This is a genomic window from Actinomycetota bacterium (assembly GCA_019347575.1).
Lineage (GTDB): Bacteria > Actinomycetota > Nitriliruptoria > Nitriliruptorales > Nitriliruptoraceae > JAHWKY01.
In genome coordinates this window covers 46,993-65,990 of the sequence record JAHWKY010000014.1, presented here as the reverse complement: position 1 = coordinate 65,990, position 18,998 = coordinate 46,993, and the positions used below count along the sequence as shown (strand labels likewise).

The 18,998-nt window shown below is 71.6% G+C and carries 20 protein-coding genes; 11 read left to right on the top strand and 9 right to left on the bottom strand.

Annotation, left to right across the window (positions count from 1 at the left end):
* The first annotated feature begins 6 nt into the window (after nucleotides 1-6).
* Nucleotides 7-2,055, top strand: coding sequence for a DUF4012 domain-containing protein (locus KY469_11375; GenBank protein MBW3663690.1), 2,049 nt, complete (start codon nucleotides 7-9; stop codon nucleotides 2,053-2,055).
* A 39-nt stretch (nucleotides 2,056-2,094) separates the two neighbouring features.
* Here KY469_11375 and KY469_11370 read toward each other — a convergent pair whose 3' ends face one another.
* The gene (locus KY469_11370) at nucleotides 2,095-2,553 is read right to left on the bottom strand and encodes a hypothetical protein (GenBank protein MBW3663689.1); all 459 of its coding nucleotides are present in this window, start codon (nucleotides 2,551-2,553) and stop codon (nucleotides 2,095-2,097) included.
* A gap of 223 nt (nucleotides 2,554-2,776) precedes the next feature.
* On the opposite strand from KY469_11370, the gene KY469_11365 reads away from it, so the two are divergent.
* From KY469_11365 to KY469_11350, 4 genes are all read left to right on the top strand, one after another.
* Nucleotides 2,777-3,865 (top strand): glycosyltransferase family 4 protein, encoded by a 1,089-nt coding sequence (locus tag KY469_11365; GenBank protein ID MBW3663688.1) that lies wholly within the window; start codon nucleotides 2,777-2,779, stop codon nucleotides 3,863-3,865.
* The gene (locus tag KY469_11360) at nucleotides 3,862-4,971 is read left to right on the top strand and encodes a glycosyltransferase family 4 protein (GenBank protein ID MBW3663687.1); all 1,110 of its coding nucleotides are present in this window, start codon (nucleotides 3,862-3,864) and stop codon (nucleotides 4,969-4,971) included. Before KY469_11365 ends, KY469_11360 begins: the two co-directional genes overlap by 4 nt.
* On the top strand, nucleotides 4,956-6,083 hold the full coding sequence (locus KY469_11355; GenBank protein MBW3663686.1) for a glycosyltransferase: 1,128 nt from the start codon (nucleotides 4,956-4,958) through the stop codon (nucleotides 6,081-6,083). Before KY469_11360 ends, KY469_11355 begins: the two co-directional genes overlap by 16 nt.
* Before the next feature lie 76 nt (nucleotides 6,084-6,159).
* Complete coding sequence (locus KY469_11350; protein ID MBW3663685.1) at nucleotides 6,160-6,834, top strand: sugar transferase; 675 nt, start codon at nucleotides 6,160-6,162, stop codon at nucleotides 6,832-6,834.
* Between the two features lie 89 nt (nucleotides 6,835-6,923).
* Here KY469_11350 and KY469_11345 read toward each other — a convergent pair whose 3' ends face one another.
* From KY469_11345 to KY469_11330, 4 genes are all read right to left on the bottom strand, one after another.
* Nucleotides 6,924-8,036 (bottom strand): universal stress protein, encoded by a 1,113-nt coding sequence (locus tag KY469_11345; protein MBW3663684.1) that lies wholly within the window; start codon nucleotides 8,034-8,036, stop codon nucleotides 6,924-6,926.
* Between the two features lie 312 nt (nucleotides 8,037-8,348).
* Nucleotides 8,349-9,578 (bottom strand): FAD-dependent oxidoreductase, encoded by a 1,230-nt coding sequence (locus KY469_11340; protein ID MBW3663683.1) that lies wholly within the window; start codon nucleotides 9,576-9,578, stop codon nucleotides 8,349-8,351.
* A gap of 11 nt (nucleotides 9,579-9,589) precedes the next feature.
* Nucleotides 9,590-10,207, bottom strand: coding sequence for a GTP cyclohydrolase I FolE (folE, locus tag KY469_11335; GenBank protein ID MBW3663682.1), 618 nt, complete (start codon nucleotides 10,205-10,207; stop codon nucleotides 9,590-9,592).
* 8 nt (nucleotides 10,208-10,215) lie between these two features.
* Nucleotides 10,216-10,662, bottom strand: a complete 447-nt coding sequence (locus tag KY469_11330) for a hypothetical protein (protein ID MBW3663681.1) — start codon at nucleotides 10,660-10,662, stop codon at nucleotides 10,216-10,218.
* 99 nt (nucleotides 10,663-10,761) lie between these two features.
* Between KY469_11330 and KY469_11325 the strand changes: the two genes are divergently transcribed.
* The 5 genes from KY469_11325 to hypE all read left to right on the top strand — a co-directional run bounded on the left by KY469_11325 (nucleotide 10,762) and on the right by hypE (nucleotide 15,066).
* Nucleotides 10,762-11,430 carry a helix-turn-helix domain-containing protein gene (locus KY469_11325; GenBank protein MBW3663680.1) on the top strand — a complete coding sequence of 223 codons (669 nt, stop codon included), beginning with the start codon at nucleotides 10,762-10,764 and terminating at the stop codon, nucleotides 11,428-11,430.
* Between the two features lie 85 nt (nucleotides 11,431-11,515).
* Complete coding sequence (locus tag KY469_11320; GenBank protein MBW3663679.1) at nucleotides 11,516-12,559, top strand: two pore domain potassium channel family protein; 1,044 nt, start codon at nucleotides 11,516-11,518, stop codon at nucleotides 12,557-12,559.
* A gap of 69 nt (nucleotides 12,560-12,628) precedes the next feature.
* The gene (locus tag KY469_11315; protein MBW3663678.1) at nucleotides 12,629-12,838 is read left to right on the top strand and encodes a HypC/HybG/HupF family hydrogenase formation chaperone; all 210 of its coding nucleotides are present in this window, start codon (nucleotides 12,629-12,631) and stop codon (nucleotides 12,836-12,838) included.
* Nucleotides 12,835-13,959 carry a hydrogenase formation protein HypD gene (gene hypD / locus KY469_11310; GenBank protein ID MBW3663677.1) on the top strand — a complete coding sequence of 375 codons (1,125 nt, stop codon included), beginning with the start codon at nucleotides 12,835-12,837 and terminating at the stop codon, nucleotides 13,957-13,959. Before KY469_11315 ends, hypD begins: the two co-directional genes overlap by 4 nt.
* Before the next feature lie 72 nt (nucleotides 13,960-14,031).
* Nucleotides 14,032-15,066 carry a hydrogenase expression/formation protein HypE gene (hypE, locus tag KY469_11305; protein MBW3663676.1) on the top strand — a complete coding sequence of 345 codons (1,035 nt, stop codon included), beginning with the start codon at nucleotides 14,032-14,034 and terminating at the stop codon, nucleotides 15,064-15,066.
* A gap of 42 nt (nucleotides 15,067-15,108) precedes the next feature.
* On the opposite strand, the gene KY469_11300 is transcribed toward hypE, so the two are convergent.
* Nucleotides 15,109-16,653: a hypothetical protein gene (locus KY469_11300; protein MBW3663675.1), complete on the bottom strand. Its 1,545-nt coding sequence runs from the start codon at nucleotides 16,651-16,653 to the stop codon at nucleotides 15,109-15,111.
* A 68-nt stretch (nucleotides 16,654-16,721) separates the two neighbouring features.
* Between KY469_11300 and KY469_11295 the strand changes: the two genes are divergently transcribed.
* Nucleotides 16,722-17,798 carry a winged helix DNA-binding domain-containing protein gene (locus KY469_11295; GenBank protein MBW3663674.1) on the top strand — a complete coding sequence of 359 codons (1,077 nt, stop codon included), beginning with the start codon at nucleotides 16,722-16,724 and terminating at the stop codon, nucleotides 17,796-17,798.
* Nucleotides 17,799-17,842: 44 nt separating this feature from the next.
* On the opposite strand, the gene KY469_11290 is transcribed toward KY469_11295, so the two are convergent.
* From KY469_11290 to KY469_11280, 3 genes are read right to left on the bottom strand one after another with little or no spacing between them, the layout of a single operon-like run.
* Entirely contained in the window at nucleotides 17,843-18,184 is a 342-nt protein-coding gene (locus KY469_11290; protein MBW3663673.1) for a DUF190 domain-containing protein, read from the bottom strand.
* Between the two features lie 11 nt (nucleotides 18,185-18,195).
* Complete coding sequence (locus KY469_11285; GenBank protein ID MBW3663672.1) at nucleotides 18,196-18,564, bottom strand: CrcB family protein; 369 nt, start codon at nucleotides 18,562-18,564, stop codon at nucleotides 18,196-18,198.
* Nucleotides 18,561-18,941 carry a CrcB family protein gene (locus KY469_11280; GenBank protein ID MBW3663671.1) on the bottom strand — a complete coding sequence of 127 codons (381 nt, stop codon included), beginning with the start codon at nucleotides 18,939-18,941 and terminating at the stop codon, nucleotides 18,561-18,563. The genes KY469_11285 and KY469_11280 overlap by 4 nt, the downstream gene beginning before the upstream one ends.
* Between the last annotated feature and the right edge of the window lie 57 nt (nucleotides 18,942-18,998).

Here is an 18,998-nt window from a genome sequence, read left to right as displayed (position 1 = left end):
GGACGGGTGACCGACTCCTGGTGGTCCTACCTCGCCCTCGGCGTGGTCGCGGTGGTCCTGTTCGTTGGCGGGCTCCTCGCGCGCGAGCTCGTGATCGTCCAGAACTCCGTCGACCGTGGCCGGGCTGCGCTGACGGAGGGGCTGGCGGCGTTGCAGGCGGGCGACGCCGATCGGCTCGGAGTCGCGCTCGAGGAGATGACCTCGTCGGTTGCGCGGGCCTCCGCCGTCGCGCACGGGCCGGTGTGGTCGCTCGCCGAGCAGCTGCCGCCGGCGCGGCGGTCGCTCGTGACCGCTCGGATCGGGATCGAGGCTGCCGACGAGGCGGCGACCATCGCCGCCACCGCGCTGGGCCAGCTCCAGCAGCTGAGCGGCGACCGCGGTAGCGGCGTACGCACCCCCGACGGACGCTTCGACCTGCAGCGCGTCGAGGAGGTCGCCGACGCCATCGTCACGCTCGACGTCGCGCCCCTCCAGCTGGCCCTGGGCGAGCTCCGAGCACGCCCCGCCGCGGGAGTCGTCCAGCAGGTGCTGCAGGGGCGGGCCGAGGTGCTCGACCAGGGGGTACGCCTGCTCGCCTTCGTCGAGGATGCGCGTGCGCTCGCGTCGGTCCTGCCGTCCTTCTTCGGCGCGGACGGACCCCGCGAGTACTTCCTGGCGATGCAGAACCCCGGCGAGCTCCGTGGCACCGGCGGACTGATCGGGTTCTTCACGACGATCCGCCTCGAGGACGGTGGGTTCCAACTCGGTCGTCCGGAGCGCTACGAGGTGCTCGACCAGACCGATGTCGTCGCCGACGACGCCGACGTCCCGCTCCCGCGCGGTGTCGAGCCGGCCTTCGTCGAGCGCTACGGCAAGGCCGGGGCGCTGACCTTCCTCGGCAACGCCAACCTCGACCCCGACCTCCCGACCGTCGCCGAGGTGATGTTGGACCTGTACGAGCGCGAGCGCGGCCGTCGCCTCGATGGTGTGCTCGTCATCGATCCGCTCGGGCTCGCCTACGCCCACGCCCCGCTGGGCCCCGTGGTCGTCCCGCCGGAGGTCACCGACGGAGTGATGCCGAGCGAGATCCCGCCGGCGGCGCTCGCGACGACGCTCCTGGTGGATGCCTACGACCACATGGGCGGCGAGTCCCTCGAGCGAAAGATCTACCTGCAGGCGGTCGCGGAATCCGCGTTCCGGGGCATCGCGTCGGGGCGGTGGAGCGCGCTGACGATGCTGCGTCACCTGGGCACCGCGGCCGGTGCCGGGCACCTACAGATCTACAGCACCCAGCCCCACGAGCAAGCCGTCCTCGAGGAGCTCGGCATCGCGGGTGAGCTGCGCGATCCGGAGGGGATGGACTTCCTCGCGCTCACGGTCAACAACGGTGCGGGCAACAAGTCCGACGTCCACGTCGCCCACCGCGTCGGCATCGATCTGCGTCTCGTCCCCGGCGACGATGGTCACGTCCGGCGGGAGGGCTCGGTCGACGTCGCGGTGGAGAACCCGCTCGGCACGACCGGCCACGACATCTACATCCTCGGCTCGAGCGAGCCGGGGCGAGGGTTCGTCGAGGCGTTCACCGGCCCCCGCGGGCTCAACCGGAGCTGGTTCACCCTCTGGGTGCCGCGCGGAACGACGGACCTGCGCATCACCAACGCCGACGGCGACCTGTTCGAATCTCCACGGGTCGTGGAGCTGCACGGCCTGCGTGCCGTCGATCACGTCGTCGAGACGCCGGCACGGTCGACCCGATCGTTCTCGTACGCCCTCGGTGGACCGACGGAGATCCAGCCGACCGACACTGGGTTCGTGTACCGGCTGCGGCTGCATCGTCAGGCCAAGGCGATAGCGGACCGCCTGTCCCTCCGCCTCGGGGTACCCGAGGGTTGGCGGATCGTGTCGGCGGCGGTCGAGGGCGGGGGCAACGACCCGATGCTCGGACCCGATGGAGTCCCGGGCCCACCCGTCGAGGTCCGCGTCGAGGATGGTCAGGTGCTCGTGACGGGCGACGTCACCCGGCCGGTCACGCTCGAGGTCCACGTGAACACCGACGCGACGGGGACCAACGAGTGATCCCGCGCCACCGGGCGCGGGATCACGGGGTTGGGGAGGTCAGCGGCGACGCCGGGCGAGTGCCGTGAAGCCGCCGAGCGCGACCAGTCCGAGCAGGGCCGCACCACCGCCGGTCTGAGGCGTCGCGCCCGTGCAGTTCGAGATGTCGACGGTCGCGCGGGCGGAGCCGGCGCTGCCGTTGGCGTCGGTCCCGCTCATCTCGACGTCGATCGAGTTCACGTCGCACACCGGCTCGAAGCGGTGGAGGACCTCGCCCTGCGCGTTCGCGGTCAGCGTGTCCGTGCGGCGGGCGGTCGTGGAGCCGGCGGCGAACACCCGCGCGGTCACCTCGCTCGAGGGTTGGAAGCCGCGGCCGCTGCAGGAGACGGTGGTGCCGTCGAACGAGCAGGCGACCGAGATCCCGCCTGACGTCGGCGGGTAGTCCTGCGCGTGGCCGGCCGCGGGCAGCAGCAACAGCAGCCCGGTGAGGATCGCGGTGATGATCGGGATCCGGTTCATGGTTACCCCTCTTCCGCGCCCGACCGTGCCGGGACGGCGCGTCATGGTGCTGGATGCTGTCGGCGGGACACTGTAGAGCATGTCGAGCACGGATGCGTCAACCTCGTTCGTCCAGCACGGCGAAGCGGCTCCCGCCCCGGGTCGGGGTGCGCGCGTGGGTGTGGCCGGGCTGCTCTCGTAGGCTGCGCTGTCCCACCCTCCGCTTCCGCGCGCTGGAGGCCGCGTGACCCGAGCACGGCGTATCACGCTCGCGGATGCCTACCCCCATCTGCGGGGCGGTAGTCAGTCGCAGCTGCGCTGGCTGGTCTCGGAGCTACGCGGTGCGGGGTGGGACGTCCGCGTCATCGCCCCGGCCCTGGGCCCGCTGACCCGGTCGCTCGCGCGGGACGGGGTAGCGACCGTCGTCGTCCCTGCCACGGGTCCGCTCAGCTCCTACGGCGGGCGCGCCGGGGCGGCTGCACTCAGCCGCCTGCCGGGCTACTGGCGGCGTTCGGCGACCGCGTTGCGAGGGTCCGACGTGGTGCACCTCAACGACCATCGTGCGGTGCTCCTGTACGGGGTGCCCGCCCGGCTGGCCCGGGCGAAGGTGGTGTGGCACGCCCACGCTCTCGCTGCGCCTCGCCCCCTCGACCGCGTGTGCGCCGCGATCGTCCACCTCGCGGTCGCTCCCTCGGCTGCGGCGGCGGCGCGGTTGCGTGGGCTCGGGGCACCGGTCGCGGTCGTTGCAGGGCACATCGGCCCGGCGTCCGTCAGGTGGGACCCTCGGGACCCCGCCCGGATCGCCACCGTGGGCCGGCTGCATCCGACCAAGGGCCAGGACGTGCTGCTCGAGGCGGTCGGGCAGCTCCGGTCCTCGCGCCCCGACATCGAACTCGATCTCGTGGGTGCCGCGGACCCGCACCAACCCGCTTACGAGCGGGCACTCCGCGAGCGCTCCGCGGCTCGCGACCTGGTCGGTGCCGTGCACTTCCGGGGCCACGTCGATGATCCCTGGCCGCTCGTCGCTCGCGCTCGCGTGTACGTGCAACCCTCGCGTACCGAGACCCAGGGACTGGCGTTCGCGCAGGCGCTCCGCGTCGGCATCCCGGCGGTCGCCAGCGATCTGCCAGCGCTCCGCGAGCAGGGCACGGACGGCGACGCCATCTCGTTCGTGCCGGTCGAGGACGTTGCCGCCCTGGTGGCCGCCCTGCAGCGCGCCCTGGACCTCGGCACCGAGGATCCGGACCGCACCCCACCTGGTACGCGACACGGTTCGACCGGGACGACGATCGAGACCTGGGTCCGCCTGTACGAGGGGCTGGTGACGAGGTGACCGCCCCGTTGGTCGCGCTCGCTGCCCACCGCCTCGATGCGCCGCTGGAGCACATGACGGGGCTCGGCCGCTACCTCGTGCAGCTCGCGGGCGGGCTGGTGCGGCGGGAGGTCTACGACGTCGTCCTCGTCGCCCCGTTCGACCGCGGCGATGCGGCGCCGTCCTGGGCGCCCGCCCCGACCGTGCGCATCGGCGGGACCCGGCGCGGGGTCCTGGCGGCATGGACCCTGACGGGTCGACCTCGCATCGACCGTCTGGTGCCGAGCGTCGACCTCGTGCACGTCGCTGACGGCGTCGTCGCGGTCCCGGCGGACGTACCGACCATCTACACCGTCCACGATCTGTTCCCGCTGGAGCAGCCGAGGTGGTCCCCGCGCCGTGGGGGGTTGCTGTTCCGCGGCATCGCGAGACGGCTGCCCGAGGCGGCGGCGGTCATCGTGCCCTCCCGCGTCGTCGCGGACCGCCTGTCACGCGCGCTCCCTGTGGACCCGACTCGCGTGCACGTGGTGCACGAAGGCGTGGACGATCGCTTCCGACAGCCTCCCGGCGGGCCGGTGCCCTTCGGCCTACCGGCGGAGGGGTACTGGCTGGCCCTCGGCGGGCTCGTGGCGCGCAAGGGTCTCGTCACCGCGGTCCGAGCGTTGGCGCGGGCGCGCTCTGACCTCCCACTCGTCGTCGCGGGTCCTCCCGGCGGAGCCGAGCGGTCGCTCCGGGACGTCGCGTCGGAGCTCGGGGTGCTCGAGCGGGTGCGGTTCGTCGGGTTCGTCCCGGATGACGACCTCCCGGCCCTGGTGGCCGGTGCCAGAGCGGTCCTCCACCCCGCACTCGACGAGGGCTTCGGGCTGGTACCGCTCGAGGCGATGGCCGCGGGGACACCGGTGCTCGCCGCGCGGACCGGTGCCATCCCCGAGGTCGTCGGTGACGGGGCGTGGCTACTCGACGTGCTGGATGTCGGCGTTTGGGCCGAGGCGCTGGATGAGCTGGCGCGCGACGACCAGCTCGTCGCGGACCTGACGGCACGTGGCCGCTCCCGCGCGAGGACGTTCACGTGGGACTCCACCGTGGCGAGGACCGAGGAGGTGTACGCCGCGTGCCTGACCGGTTGAAGGTCCTGCACGTCATCGAGGCGACGGCTCACGGCACCGGCCGTCACCTGCTCGACCTGGTGCGCCACGTCCCGGCGGACCACCACGTGGTCCTACCCCGGAAGCCGAGCATCCGTGGAGAGCACGACCCGGAGGCCACCGCTCGCGCGCTCGCACAGCTCGGGGTGACGGTCCACCGCGCCCCGATGCGGCGCCAGCCCCTTCACCCCGACCTGGGGCGCGCCATCATCGAGGTCCGTCGCCTCACCACCCGCCTGCGGCCCGATGTCGTGCACGGTCACGCCACCGTCGGAGGAACCGTCGCTCGTCTCGCCGCCGCGCGTCGGGCTGCGGTCGTCTACACCCCCAACGGGCTGCACCCCTCCCGCGCCGTTCGCCTAGTGGAACGCTCGCTCGCACCGCTCGCGACCGCCATCGTCGCCGTCTCCAGCAGCGAGCGCGACCTGCTCCTGGCAGCCGGGGCGGCGCGCCCGGACCAGGTGGTGGTGATCCCCAACGGGATCGACCCACGGGCGCCCAGACCCTCGGGGAGGAACCTTCGCAACGAGCGGGGGGTGCCGGACGATGCGTCCATCGTCGGCTTCGTCGGCCGACTCGCCCGGCAGAAGGGCCCCGACGTGCTCGTGACGGCCGCCCGTCTGCTCCCCAGCCACGTCCACGTCGTGGTGGTCGGCGATGGTCCCCGAGCCGAGGCCGTCGCCGCCCAGGTGCACGCCACCGACCTGTCCTCACGGGTCCACCTGCTGGGCCACGTCGAGGACGCCGCGGCGCTGCTGCCGCAGTTCGACGTGCTCGTGTTGCCATCGCGGTGGGAGGGAGCCCCGTACGTGCCGCTGGAGGCCTTCCGGGCGGGCGTCCCCGTCGTCGCCACCGACGTCGTCGGGACCGTCGACGTGGTGACGCACGAGGTGACGGGCCTGCTCGTCCCGCGTGACGATCCGGTCGTCCTGGCAGCGGCCGTCCGGCGAGTCCTCGCTGACGATCGACTCGCTTCCGGGCTGGTGCGTGCCGCAGCGGAGGAACTCACGGAGCGCTTCGACGTCGCGCTCATGGCTCGGGCGACGCTGGGGGTCTACCGCGACGTGACCACACCGGGCGGCGCCAGCGTGTAACGTTCCGCCCGGTCCGAAGGGGAGGTCGACCGTCAGCGCCGACGCCGTCGTCGAACGTGTCCCGTTCACCGAGCACATCGGTGAGTTGGCTCTCGTTCCTCCGGTCGCGGTCATCGAAGATGCCGAGCCGCAACCGCTACCGCTGTCGAAACGGGTCCTCGACGTGGCCGTCGGGTCGGTGGCGCTCGTCGTGCTGCTGCCGCTCGGGCTCCTCGTCGCGCTCCTGGTCGCGCTCAGCTCACGCGGGCCGGTGCTCTACCGGCAGCGTCGCTACGGCCGAGGCGGGCGCTCGTTCCACATCCTGAAGTTCCGGACGATGGTGGACGGCGCCGACGAGCGCATCACGGCGCTGCTCGACCACCCCGATCACCGCGACCACTTCCGGGAGCACGGCAAGCTCCGCAACGACCCTCGGGTGACGCGGGTCGGCAGGATCCTGCGTGTCCTCAGCCTCGACGAGCTCCCCCAGCTGCTGAACGTCCTACGCGGCGACATGAGCCTGGTGGGCCCGCGGCCACGCTGGTCGGCGTCGGAGCTCAGTGCGTACGGTCCCGACCTCGGGACCTACTTCGCGGTCACGCCGGGACTGACCGGCCCCTGGCAGGTCTCGGGCCGCAACCGTCTGCCCGACCACGAACGGGTCGCGCTCGATCTCGACTACGCGCGCAACCCATCGGTGGGGCGCGACGTCGTGCTCCTCCTGCGCACCATCCCGGTCCTGCTCTGGCCCGTCGGTCGCGGCGCCGGCTAGGGCACTTTTGGTGGCCTAGTGCTCAAGTAGCGAAGCGGTAGCACAGCCTGAGTGCCCAGGCCGCTTCCGCGACCCCGTCCTCACCGGACTCAGAGCTGGCTCGCGCGGTCCACGTCGTAGCTGATCTCGGCGCCCCGGAACGCCGGCGCCTCGTGCACCGCGACCATGACCGCGGACATCGCCGCGTTCACCGACGATGCTCGCACGGTCACCGTCGCCCGCACGTGCGGATGCGGATCGGATGCGGGCCACCACGCCATCACGTGCTCGGTCGCCCCGGCACCCCGAAGCACCCGTTCGAGATCGTCGGCTCGCGTCGAGCTCTGATCCGGCATCCGGGCGGTCACCACGATCCGCACGGTGCGCCCTACCGGCTGCTCGGCTTGGCGCGGGGCGGGCCGCCCCGCCCCTTCCACGGCTGACGCGAGACCATCCTGGGGAGTGGGGCCCACGTCGATCGCGACGACGAGCGTCGACTCCGGAGCCGACCAGGCGAGGTGGGTGGTGGCCGCGCGCAGTCCCGACACGGTCGGGGCGACCGCCGCCACCACGGCATCGTCGGGGCGGGCGAACGCTCCGACGGCATCGTCTGTGCGGCGGGGGTCGTGATGCACGCGGTCGGCGAGACGCTCGACCTCCTCGGGCAGCTCGACCTCACGCGGTCCCGTGCGCAGCACGGTCATCGGTTCGGGAGACGCCGCATCCAACCGGCGACCGATCTCGGCAGCGAGTCCGAGCCCCCGGCCACCGCCGGGGAGCAGGTGGTCGGCGCTGACCGGCAGCACGATCCGACGTACCGGCTCGGTGCCCAGCCGCACCACCGCCAGCGGCACCGCCGAGCGACCGACGATCGTGTCGATGAGCACGCCGAAGATGTTGCTCGTGGAGCTGCGACCGCGCCAGCCCATCACGACCAGCGTCGCCTCGAGCTCCCCCATCGCTTCGAGGACGCCCTTGGCGACATCGGACGACTCGATGACGCGGCCTCGGACGGAGATGCCCAGTTCCTGCCCCAAGGCTTCGGCGTCAGCCAGGCCACGCCAGGCGTGCGCCCGCTCATCCGCATCCGCATCGGGGCGCAAGACGGTGAGCGGTACGACGCGTCCCGCGTCGGGCGCGGCGATCGGCGCCGCCATCTCGAGCAGCCGTCGGATCGACGACGGGTTGGCGATCGGGACGACGATCGTGGTTCCGAGGGTCACGTTCGCTCCTCGCTCGCGCAGGGCGGCGGGACGGCCGCGGCAGCTACCGCGGGGCTAGGTCGAGGAGCCGAGTGGCCGGCGTCCTCCTCGCGCCTACGGGGTTAGCTGACGGGCTCGGGCCGGAGGGCCGCCCTACCCGGCTCGCGCCGGGACTCGCCCCAGAACCTTGGGTCCCCCGTCCCGGACGGTGTCCGGGCTCGGCGTACGAGGAGGGTAGCCGGTCGCCCCCCCAGCGCGACCGGGAACGGCGGCTCCCCACGCCTGCGCCCGGAACGCGTCGACGACGCCGATGTGTTGGGGCGGCCGGCGGCGTCAGCTCGCGAGCGGCGAGAGCTCCCGCAGGGGGATGTCGGCATCCACCAGTCGGCGGCGATCCAGCGGGGCCGCGCTGTCGATGATGGCCTCGAGATCCTCGACGACGCCCCAGGTGTTGACGGCCATCGCCGCCACGACGCGATCGGACGCCGTCCAGAACGCCGTGAACTCCCGCGCATCGAGGTCGCCACGCACGACGACGTCGTCCGCCTCGGCGGTGTGACCCACGAACTCGAGTCCCAGGTCGTACTGGTCGCTGAAGAAGTACGGGAGCCGCGCGTAGACATCCCCCGCCCCGAGCAGGTTGCGTGCCGCCGTGCGGCCCTGGTTGAGCGCGTTGGCCCAGTGTTCCACGCGCACGTTACGTCCGTAGCGGGGATGCCAGGCGCTCGCGACGTCTCCCGCTGCCAGGATCCGCGGGTCGCTGGTGGCGAGCGAGGCGTCGACGAGGATCCCGTCCCTGACGTCGAGACCTGCCTGTGCGGCGAGCTCGGTGCGGGGGACGACGCCGATGCCGACGACGACGAGCTCGGTGTCGAGGTTCGATCCGTCGCTCAGCCGCACCTGGGCGACGTGCCCGTCGCCCCTCATCTCGTCGACGCTGACACCGAGCCGTAGGTCCACGTCGTGGTCGTGGTGCAGTCCGGCGAAGACCGATCCGATGTGCTCGCCGAGCACCCGCTGGAGGGGTACCTGTAGCGGGTCGACCATCGTGACGTCGGTCCCGACGGTCCGGGCCGCGGCGGCGACCTCGCAACCGATCCAGCCTGCGCCGACGACCGTCACGTGGGTCACGTCGGCCAACGAGTCGCGCAGCCACATCGCCTCGGCCATGGTGCGCAGCGTCACGACGCGTGCCAGGTCGTTGCCGGGCAGCCGGCGGGGCGCTGCGCCGGTCGCGATCAGGAGACGGTCGTAGCGGAGGTGGCGGCCGGAGCGGGTGGTCACGGCGCGAGCGTTGCGGTCGATGGTCGTCGCCGCGTCGTCCGTCAACAAGGCGATGCCGTGCTCGTCGTAGAAGTTGGCCGGGTGGACGTACGCGACATCGGGCGGGTCGTCGCCGATCAGCACCTTCTTCGATAGCGGCGGTCGCTCGTAGGGACGCTCCGGCTCCTCGGTGACGAGCGTGATGGTGCCCTCGTGGCCCTCGTCGCGCAGGGTCCCGACCGCCGTCGCGGCGGCGAGGCCGCCTCCGATGACAACGATGGCTGTGGGGCTACTGGGCATGGTCGCCTCCTTCAGGTCCGTCGGGTGAGCGTGAGGAACTCCTGGCGTGCGGCGGGGTCCTCACGCACGAGGCCGTACAGGGTCGAAGTCACGGTCCGAGCCCCCGCGGTGCGCACGCCTCGGATGCTCATGCAGAGGTGCTCGGCGTCGATGACCACGCCGACCCCCCTCGGGGCGACGTGCTCGCGCAACCAGTCGGCGATCTGGGTGGTCATCCGCTCCTGCAACTGCGGTCGACGTGCGTGGGCTTCGACCAGCCGCGCGAGCTTGGACAGGCCGATGATGCGGGCGCCCGGGAGGTAGCCGACGTGCGCGACGCCACGGAACGGCAGCAGGTGGTGCTCGCACAGCGCGGTGAAGCGGATGTCGGACACGAGGACGAGTTCGTCGTAGCCCGCATCGTTGGGGAAGGTGGTGGCACGGAACGTCTCGGGCGTCAGCAGCTCGGCGAACATCCGCGCCACCCGCGCCGGAGTCCGGGCCAGGCCCTCGTCGCTGCGGTCGAGACCGAGAGCGTCGAGCAGTTCGGCGACCGCCGCCGTGGCCTTGGGTATGTCGATGGGGCGGGCGTGGACCCGAGGTGCGCCCCCGCCCTCCCGGTCCGTTCCGTCGAGCTGGCGGTGTGCCAGCGTCGAGGTCACTGGCGGACCGCCTCGGGCGCGCTCGTGCCGCCGAACAGTGTCGCCAGTCGGGCGAGGCTGAGCGCTCCGAGGAACAGGCCGAAGTCGCGCAACGCGATGTCGAGGAACTCGCCGACGAGGAGCAGGTTGACGATGATCCCCGCCAACCAGGCGGCGACCACGTAGCCGCCGATGCGGGGCCGCACCGCGACGAGGATGCCGGCCGCGATCTCGATCGCGCCGACGCCCAGCATGATCTGATCGGCCGAGCCCGGCACGGCGTCGGCGACCCCCGACCACAGGTAGGTCGACCAATCCGCGGTCACCTCGACGAACTTGTCGAGTCCGAACAGGATCGGTGCGAGCGTGAACCCGACGCGCAGGATCAGGAACGCCTGGACGACCGGGTTGGCGAGCCGGGCGGGGTCGGAGGTGGGACGGGTCGGAGCGGTCAGCGGTGGCATGTCGCCTCCTGTTGTAAGATGAAGATGCACTCACGTTAGAAGGGCCTCGCTCTAACGTCAAGTTTGTTTCTCTATAGAAGGTGGCTCGTGGACGACCGGATCTCGCCCCGCACACTCGATCCGACGCAGCTCGATCCGCTCTGCAGCCTCGACGACCCGACCCGCCGCCGTCTCTACGAGCACGTCGCGACGGCCGGGACTGCGGTCACGCGCGATGCGGCGAGCGCCGCGCTCGACCTGGACCGCTCGACCGTCGCCTACCACCTCGACAAGCTGGTCGAGGAGGGGCTGCTGATCGCGTCGTTCGCTCGACCGGAGGGTCGGGGAGGACCGGGTGCGGGGCGCCCGGCCAAGCGCTACGAACGTGCGGATGCGGAGTTCGCGGTCAGCCTGCCGCCTCGCGACTACCGACTCGCCGCGGAACTGCTCGCCCGTGCCGCGGAGACCGATGCGAGCGGCGCGGTCCGCGAAGCGGTCCACCGCGCAGCCGCCGAGCTCGGTCGGGAGCTGGTGGCCGACGACGGGCCGGACGACGTGCTCGAACGTCTGACGGCGCAGGGCTACGAGCCCTACGACGACGACGGGGTGATCCGCCTCCGCAACTGTCCGTTCCACCGGCTGGCGACCGAGCATCGCGACCTGGTCTGCGGCATGAACCTCGCGATGCTCGGGGCGGTGGTCGAGGCCGCGGGAGCCCCCCTCGAGGCCCGGCTCGACCCGTGCGAGGGCCGCTGCTGTGTCGCTTTCGTCGAGCCGTCCCCCAGCTGATCCCGTCGGGCGCGTGCCCGAAAGCACCGGGGATGAACCAGGGCGGGACGGTGGTCCTCGCTAGCGTCGGGGCGTGCAGATCTGGATGCTGATCGCCGGAGTCGCCCTGATCGCGGTGGTCGTCTACGACGCGATCTCCACGACACTGGTCGCCAACTCCGCGGCCGGACCGCTCACCGCGCGGGTCGGTGGGGGGCTGTGGTGGCTCGCGAAGCGCATCGGGGCGGGTCCCCACTCGCGCATCGTCGCCGCGGCCGGGCCGGCCATCCTCGTGACGACCATCCTCATCTGGATGTCGATGCTGTGGGTCGGCTGGTGGCTGGTGTTCTCGGCCGATGTCGACGCCGTCGTCGCGACGGCTTCGGGGCGACCTGCGGATGGCTGGGACCGGGTCTACTTCGCGGGCTACACCGTCTTCACCCTGGGCGTGGGGGACTTCCGCCCCAGCGGTCGGGTGTGGCAGTTCGCGACCGGGCTGTCGGTGGCCAACGGCCTGGCGATGGCCACGCTCGCCATCACCTACTCCATCCCCGTGGTGACGGCGGTCACGGAACGGCGACAGCAGGCGGCGACGATAACGGGCCTCGGCAGCACGGCGCAGGAGCTGCTCGTGTCCGTGTGGGACGGGTCCTCGCTGCGTTTCCTAGACGCGCCGCTGATGAGCTTCGCCGCCGACATCAACCGCACCGCGCAGCGCCACCTCACCTACCCGATCCTGCACTTCTTCCACAGCCCTGATCGCAGCGACGAGTTCGCCCTGAGCGTGACGGCGCTCGATGAAGCGCTCACGATCACCATCACCGCCGTCCGTGAAGACGCCCGCCCGCACGCGGCCGCGGTGAAGACCGCGCGCGCAGCGATCGGTCGACTGCTCGGCATCCTCGAGACGAGCTTCCACGACGCGGCCGAGCACGTGCCCCCTGCCCCGGACCTCACACCGCTGCGAGCGGCGGGCATCCCGGTGGTCGATGATGCGCTCTTCCACGATCGGCTCGCAGTGCACGACGAGCGGCGACGGATCCTCCTCGGCTTCGCGACCAGTTCGAGTTGGCCGTGGGCCGGTGCGGTCGTGACGAGTGTCGAGCCGAGCTCGCGCGCAGCCGGCCCTCGCGCTCAGCGCCCCCGCTGACCGCAGGGAGGTAGCCACCGCACCCGACCCGGCCATACATTCCGATGACATCACCGCATCGAGGATCAGGTGAACCGCGACGTCTGCATCACCTGCGGGGATGTCGCCATGGCCCTCACGGTCATCGAGGTCAGCCAGCACGACGCACGCTGCCGGGCCGACGATGGCGGTGAGGAGCTCGTCGCGATCGAGCTGGTCGAGCCGGTGGTCCCCGGTGACCGCGTGCTCGTGCATGCGCAGGTGGCGCTGAAGAAGCTGACGGAGGGGAGCGACGCGTGAGGTTCGTCGAGGAGTACCGCGACCCCGAACTGGCTCGTGCCCTGGCCGCACGCATCGCATCGCTGGCGGACCCGGCACGCCACTACAAGATCATGGAGGTCTGCGGCGGCCACACCCACGCCATCTACCGGTTCGGGGTCCACGACTTCCTCCCCGAGAACGTCGAACTCGTCCACGGACCTGGCTGTCCCGTCTGCGTCATCCCGATGGGTCGCGTCGACGATGCCGTCGTGCTCGCCGAGCAGCACGTCGAGGTGATCCTCACGTGCTTCGGGGACATGATGCGTGTGCCCGGCAGCCACGGGTCGTTCCTCGACGCCAACGCGCGGGGGGCCGACATCCGCATGGTCTACTCGCCGCTGGACGCCCTGCGCATCGCGCGCGAGAACCCCGACCGCCAGGTCGTCTTCTACGCGATCGGGTTCGAGACCACCGCTCCGTCGACCGCCCTGACGCTGGTCCGGGCCCGCCGCGAGGGGATCGACAACTTCTCGGTCATCTGCAGCCATGTCACCATCATCCCGGCCATGAAGGCCATCCTCGACTCGCCCGACCTGCGCCTCGACGCGTTCATCGGTCCCGGCCACGTCTCGACCGTGATCGGGTGCCGGCCGTACGAGTTCGTGCCGCGGGAGCACGGCATGCCGGTGGTGACCGCCGGCTTCGAACCCCTCGACGTGCTGCAGTCGATCGAGATGATCATGGCTCAGCTCGCCGAGGGGCGTGCCGAGGTCGAGAACCAGTACGCGCGCATCGTGCCGTGGGACGGCAACCCGCGTGCGCTGGGGGTGATGGGCGAGGTGTTCGCGCTCCGTCCGTACTTCGAGTGGCGCGGGCTGGGTTCGATCGCCCACTCCGCGCTGCGGCTCTCCGACGCGTACGCCGACTTCGACGCCGAACAGCGCTACGAGATGCCGGGCGTCCGCGTCGCCGACCCCAAGTCGTGCCAGTGCGGTGAGGTGCTCAAGGGCGTGCTCAAGCCGTGGGAGTGCAAGGTCTTCGGCACGGCTTGCACGCCCGAGACCCCGATCGGGACCTGCATGGTGTCGTCCGAGGGCGCGTGCGCGGCCTACTACAACTACGGCAGGTACGCGAAGAAGCGGCTGCCCGTCCACGCCTGATACCGACCGGTCGGGGGAGGTCCCGTGCCCAAGCAGTTCACCGAGGAAGAGGTGATCGAGCGCATCGAGGACATGCGCCGTCGCCGCCCCCGGTTCACCGACGAGCACATCACCATGTCCCACGGTGCCGGTGGGAAGGCGTCGCGCCAACTCGTCGAGGGCGTGTTCGTGCCGATGCTCGACAACCCCGCGCTCGCCACCCTCGGCGACGCTGCGGTGCTCGGCATCGACGGCGCTCGGATCGCGGTCTCGACCGACTCGTTCGTCGTCCGGCCGCACGTGTTCCCCGGCGGCTCGATCGGCGAGCTCGCCGTCAACGGGACCGTGAACGACCTCGCGGTCGTCGGGGCGCGCCCTCTCGGGCTGTCGGCGGCCTTCATCCTCGAGGAGGGCCTCGGTGCCGACGCGTTGCGGCACGAGATCGAGGCCATGGCCGGCGCAGCACAGCGGGCGGGCGTGCCGATCGTGACCGGCGACACGAAGGTCGTCGAGCGCGGCAAGGCGGACGGGCTCTACATCACCACGACCGGAGTCGGGCTGGTCGCGGGGGATCGGATGCTCGCGCCCCAGCTGGTCCGACCCGGCGACCAGGTCCTCGTATCAGGGACCATCGGCGACCACGGGGTCGCCATCATGCTCGCTCGGGGGGAACTCGAGATCTCCGCGGACGTCCGCAGCGACACGCAGCCGCTGTGGTCGCTCGCCGAGGAGGTCATGGACGCCTGCGGGGCCGGCCTGCACTGCATGCGCGACGCGACCCGAGGCGGCGTGGCGACGGTCCTGAACGAGATCGCGTTGAGCTCCGGGGCGGGGATCGTGGTCCAAGAGGCCAGGGTCCCACTCCGTCCCGCCGTCACCGGGGCGTGCGAGATCCTGGGCATCGATCCCCTTTACGTCGCCAACGAGGGCAAGCTGGTCGCGTTCGTCGCACCCGAGCACGCTGATGCCGGGCTCGAGGCGATGCGCTCCGACCCGGCAGGTGAGGACGCCGCGATCATCGGTGAGGTGGTCGAGGAACCCGAGGGTCGGGTGCTGGGGCGCACGACCTTCGGGGGACACCGCATCATCGACATGCTGGTCGGCGATCCCCTACCGCGCATCTGCTGATCGATCTCGCCGTGCCCGCGGACCTCCCGTCCGCGATCGCTCTCACCGCGAGCGCCGGCGCGACCCCATCGCGGCCAGGAGCAGCGCGAGCGCGACGACTCCGCCACCGGTAGTGGGGAGGGAGGACGGAGGTGGCGGCGAGGCCGGCGGATCCGGAGCCGGGGCGGGACCATCCGGTGGGTCACCGTCGGTGACCGACGCGGCGCACGGTTCGGTGCTGGTATCGAGGAAGCGCGGTCGTGCGGCGCAGGCGCGGGCGAGCAGCTCCTCGGCGTCGGTCGGCAGCAGGTACCCGGCGGCGACGGTCTGGGTGGTGGCTGCGGCGAAGCGGTCGTAGTAGCTCTGGTGGTCGCCGTAGCGCTGGATCAGATCCACCTCGGCGAACGGGACCGTGATGCCGCCGAGGTTGCAGGCCGCGGAGTCGTAGTGGGCGATCGGCACGTCGATCGGCGGGAGTCGCAGCCCGCCGAGCGCGTTGCGGTCCGCGTCCCGCGCCACGGACCCATCCTCGAACTCGTACCGCGGCGGCACCGGAGGACGGATGCCCTCGCTCCCCCAGCGTTCGAGGTGGTCGAGCGCGGCGTTCACCGCGAACCGGGTGGGGAACAGCGCCCCGTTGACGATGCACACCGTCGAACGCGGATCCACCTCCTCGCCCATGTTGCCCGCCGACTGCCACAACGCCTCGGCTTCCTCGCGCGACTTGCGTTCGCGACTACCGAGGCGATCCCGCTGCCCCTCGGTCTGCTGTCGTCCGATCCACGAATCCGCGTGTGCGGCGCCGGCGACCTCCCACAGGACGTAGTTGGGCCACTCGGTGGGCTCCTCGGGGTCCCCCTCGCGCTCGCCGAGTACGTGGATCACCGGGACATCGGGGTTGGCGGGGTAGACCTTGTCGCCCTCGGCCTGGATCAGGAACCCGTCGATGATCCCCGCGGCCTGCTGCCTCGTCTGCACGTAGTCGGTCAGGCGGTTGGCGCTCTGCGACTGTCCGGCCGCCAGGATCACTTCGGCCTGCAGGCCCCGGAGTGGGTCGACCGGACCTGGTTCCTCGAACACCTTGGCGATCTGGCTGAACATGTCGTTGGCGTACTCGTCACCGGGGTGGTCGAGCGCCTCGTAGCGGACGGGGTCGTAGACCTTCGGTGTCAGCGGTGTGCAGCACACACCCGCTGCCTGCGCGCTGACGTGCACCCACGTCCAGCCCTCGCGCAGCAGGTAGCGGACCGAGGTGAGCGAGTTGACGGCGTTCTCGAACTGTGCGGTCACGTTCACCCAGTCGAGCATCACGGTGCCCGAGAAGTCCGCCGGGTCCGTCGGGTGCACCACGATGATGCGGGTCGTGTAGTCAGCGGTCTGCGTCCCTCCGGTGGCGGTGGCCGTCCCGGACACGAGGTACTCGTGCGACTCGTAGCCGAAGGCCTCGATGTCGAACCACGGATCCCACAGCGGGTGGCCGAACACCCCGACCCCGTACGGGATCTCCTCGACCGTCGGCGTCGGCACCTCGGCAGCCGCGGGCGGGGCGTGGAGCACCAGCGGCACCATGAACGCCGCCAGCCACACCGCCAGGCCACGTCGTCCCACGGCCTCTCCCCTCGTAGCCCTCGGGCAACGTAACCGTCGCTGCGACCGGCCCGCGTAGGCTCGGATGCGTGGACGTTCGTGACCTCGTGCGCTGGCGCACGGCGACCCAGCTGCTCACGGGCCCCGGCGCGGTGAGCCCGCGTGACGCCGTGGCTCACCTCCTCGCGCTCCAGGCCCAGGAGTACGCCGGCAGCACGTGGTCGATCGCCCAGCGAACGCGGGGTTCGACGGACGCCGAAGTCGATCGAGCTCTGGATGACGCGACGCTGGTCCGTACCCACGTGCTGCGACCCACGTGGCACCTGGTGACCGCCGCCGATCTGCGCTGGCTGCTCGACCTCACCGGCCCACGGGTGATCGGCCACAACCGGTCGCGGTACCGGCAGGTCGGCCTCGACGACGCGGTCTTGCAGACGGGATGCGAGGCCCTCGCGGCTGCCTTGCGTGGTGGTCGAGCGGTGCCCCGGTCCGAGGCGCGTCAGATCCTCGAGGACGCTGGTACCGAGCCCGACGGGCAGCGCCTGCCCTACCTGCTCATGCACGCCGAGCTGACCGGGGTCGTCTGCAGCGGGCCGCGATCGGGCAACCAGCACACGTACGCGCTCGTCGACGACCGCGCCCCGCGGACCCCCTCACGCGATCGAGACGCCGCCGTCACCGAACTGGTCCGGCGCTACCTCCAGGGACACGGTCCCGCCAGCGACGCGGACCTGCGCTGGTGGGCGAGCCTGACCCTCACCGACATCCGTGGGGCGTTGGAGGAGCTGCAAGACACGCTCGAGCACCGCGACGTCGAGGGCGTGAGGTACTGGTGGGCCGAGCCAACATCGCGCCGCGCCGGAGGAACGAGGGTGCACCTGCTGCCCACCTACGACGAGCTGTTCGTGGGATTCCAGGCGACGCGGGGGATGGAGGTCGGCGCGGGGCGCTCGAGCGGTCGGCTCGGCGTTCCGACGGGGGTGGTCGTCAGCGATGGTGTACCCGCGGGGCGGTGGAAGCGGACGCTGCGACGCGACGTCGTCCTCGTCGAGGTGTGGATGGATCCCGACCATGCGCGGGGCGCCGGACCGCACCTGGCTGAGGCAGCACACGCCTACGCCCGGTTCGTCGAGCGCGCGCACGAGCTCGTGATCCACCGGCTGTGACGCCCGTGCGATGACTCACGGCACGATCGGGCTCCGGACCGGCTTCAGCCGGGTTCGCGGCCGCGGTAGACGCGCACGTCGGCCGCTTCGAGCGTCACGAGCCCGTCCTCGATCATCCCGTCGAGCACGGGCAACACACGCTCGACGGTGGCGCGCCGGTCGACGCACTCGATGACGATCGGCAGGTCCTCCGAGAGTCGCAGCACCTTCGAGGTGTGCACCACGCTCGACCGACCGAAGCCCATCACGCCGCGGAACACCGTGGCACCGGCGAGGCCGTGCTCGCGGAGCGCCAGCACGATGGCCTCGTACAGCGGACGGCCCTCGTGCTCGTCGTCCTCGCCGACGAAGATCCGCAGCAGGACGCCATCCTCCAGGTCCTCCACGTCGCTCCCTCCTACGCGATCGCCGCCGCCACCGCGGCTGCGCCGACACCCAGCACCAGCATCCCCGCCACGTTCAGCAAGGCGCCAACGCGCCCCGCCCCTCCGCCCTCCTCGCCGAGCAGAACCGATTCCACCATCCACGTCGAGAAGGTGGTGAAGCCGCCGCAGAACCCCGTCCCGACGACGGTGACGATATCGACGTGGAGGTGTCCCGCTGCGTGCAGCCCGGTCAGTAGCCCCAGCACGAGGGCACCGGCGAGGTTGACGACCGCCGTACCCCACGGGCGGGTCGTGCGTGCGCCGCGCTGCACCGTGCCAGCCAGCCCGTAGCGGGCGGCGGAGCCGACGCCGCCGGCGATGATGGCCGCGAGCACGATCATGGCGTCCGCTCCGCGAGCCGGATCCCGGCTGCCGCAGCGGCGAGTCCCAGTATCACGCTCGCGACGGCGTAGCCCACTCCGAGAGCAGGTCGGTCACCTCGCAGCAGCATCCAGGTCTCCAGCGAAAGGGCGGAGAAGGTCGTGTAGCTGCCCAGCACCCCAGTACAGAGGAGCGGCACCGTCAGTGTCGTACGACGCGCCCCCGCCAGTAGCCGCGTCAGGACGTACCCGAGGAGCAGCGCGCCGCTCAGGTTGGCAACGAGCGTGTCCCACGGGATGCCGCTCGGAGCCGCGAACGCCGCGGAGAGGCCGATCCGCGCCCCGCCGCCTGCTATCCCCCCGATGAAGACGGCCAGGGGTCGTCGCCACGCGCTCATCCCGGCATGCTAACCACGGCATCTAGCCGCCACGCGAGAGACGATGACCGGACCGGT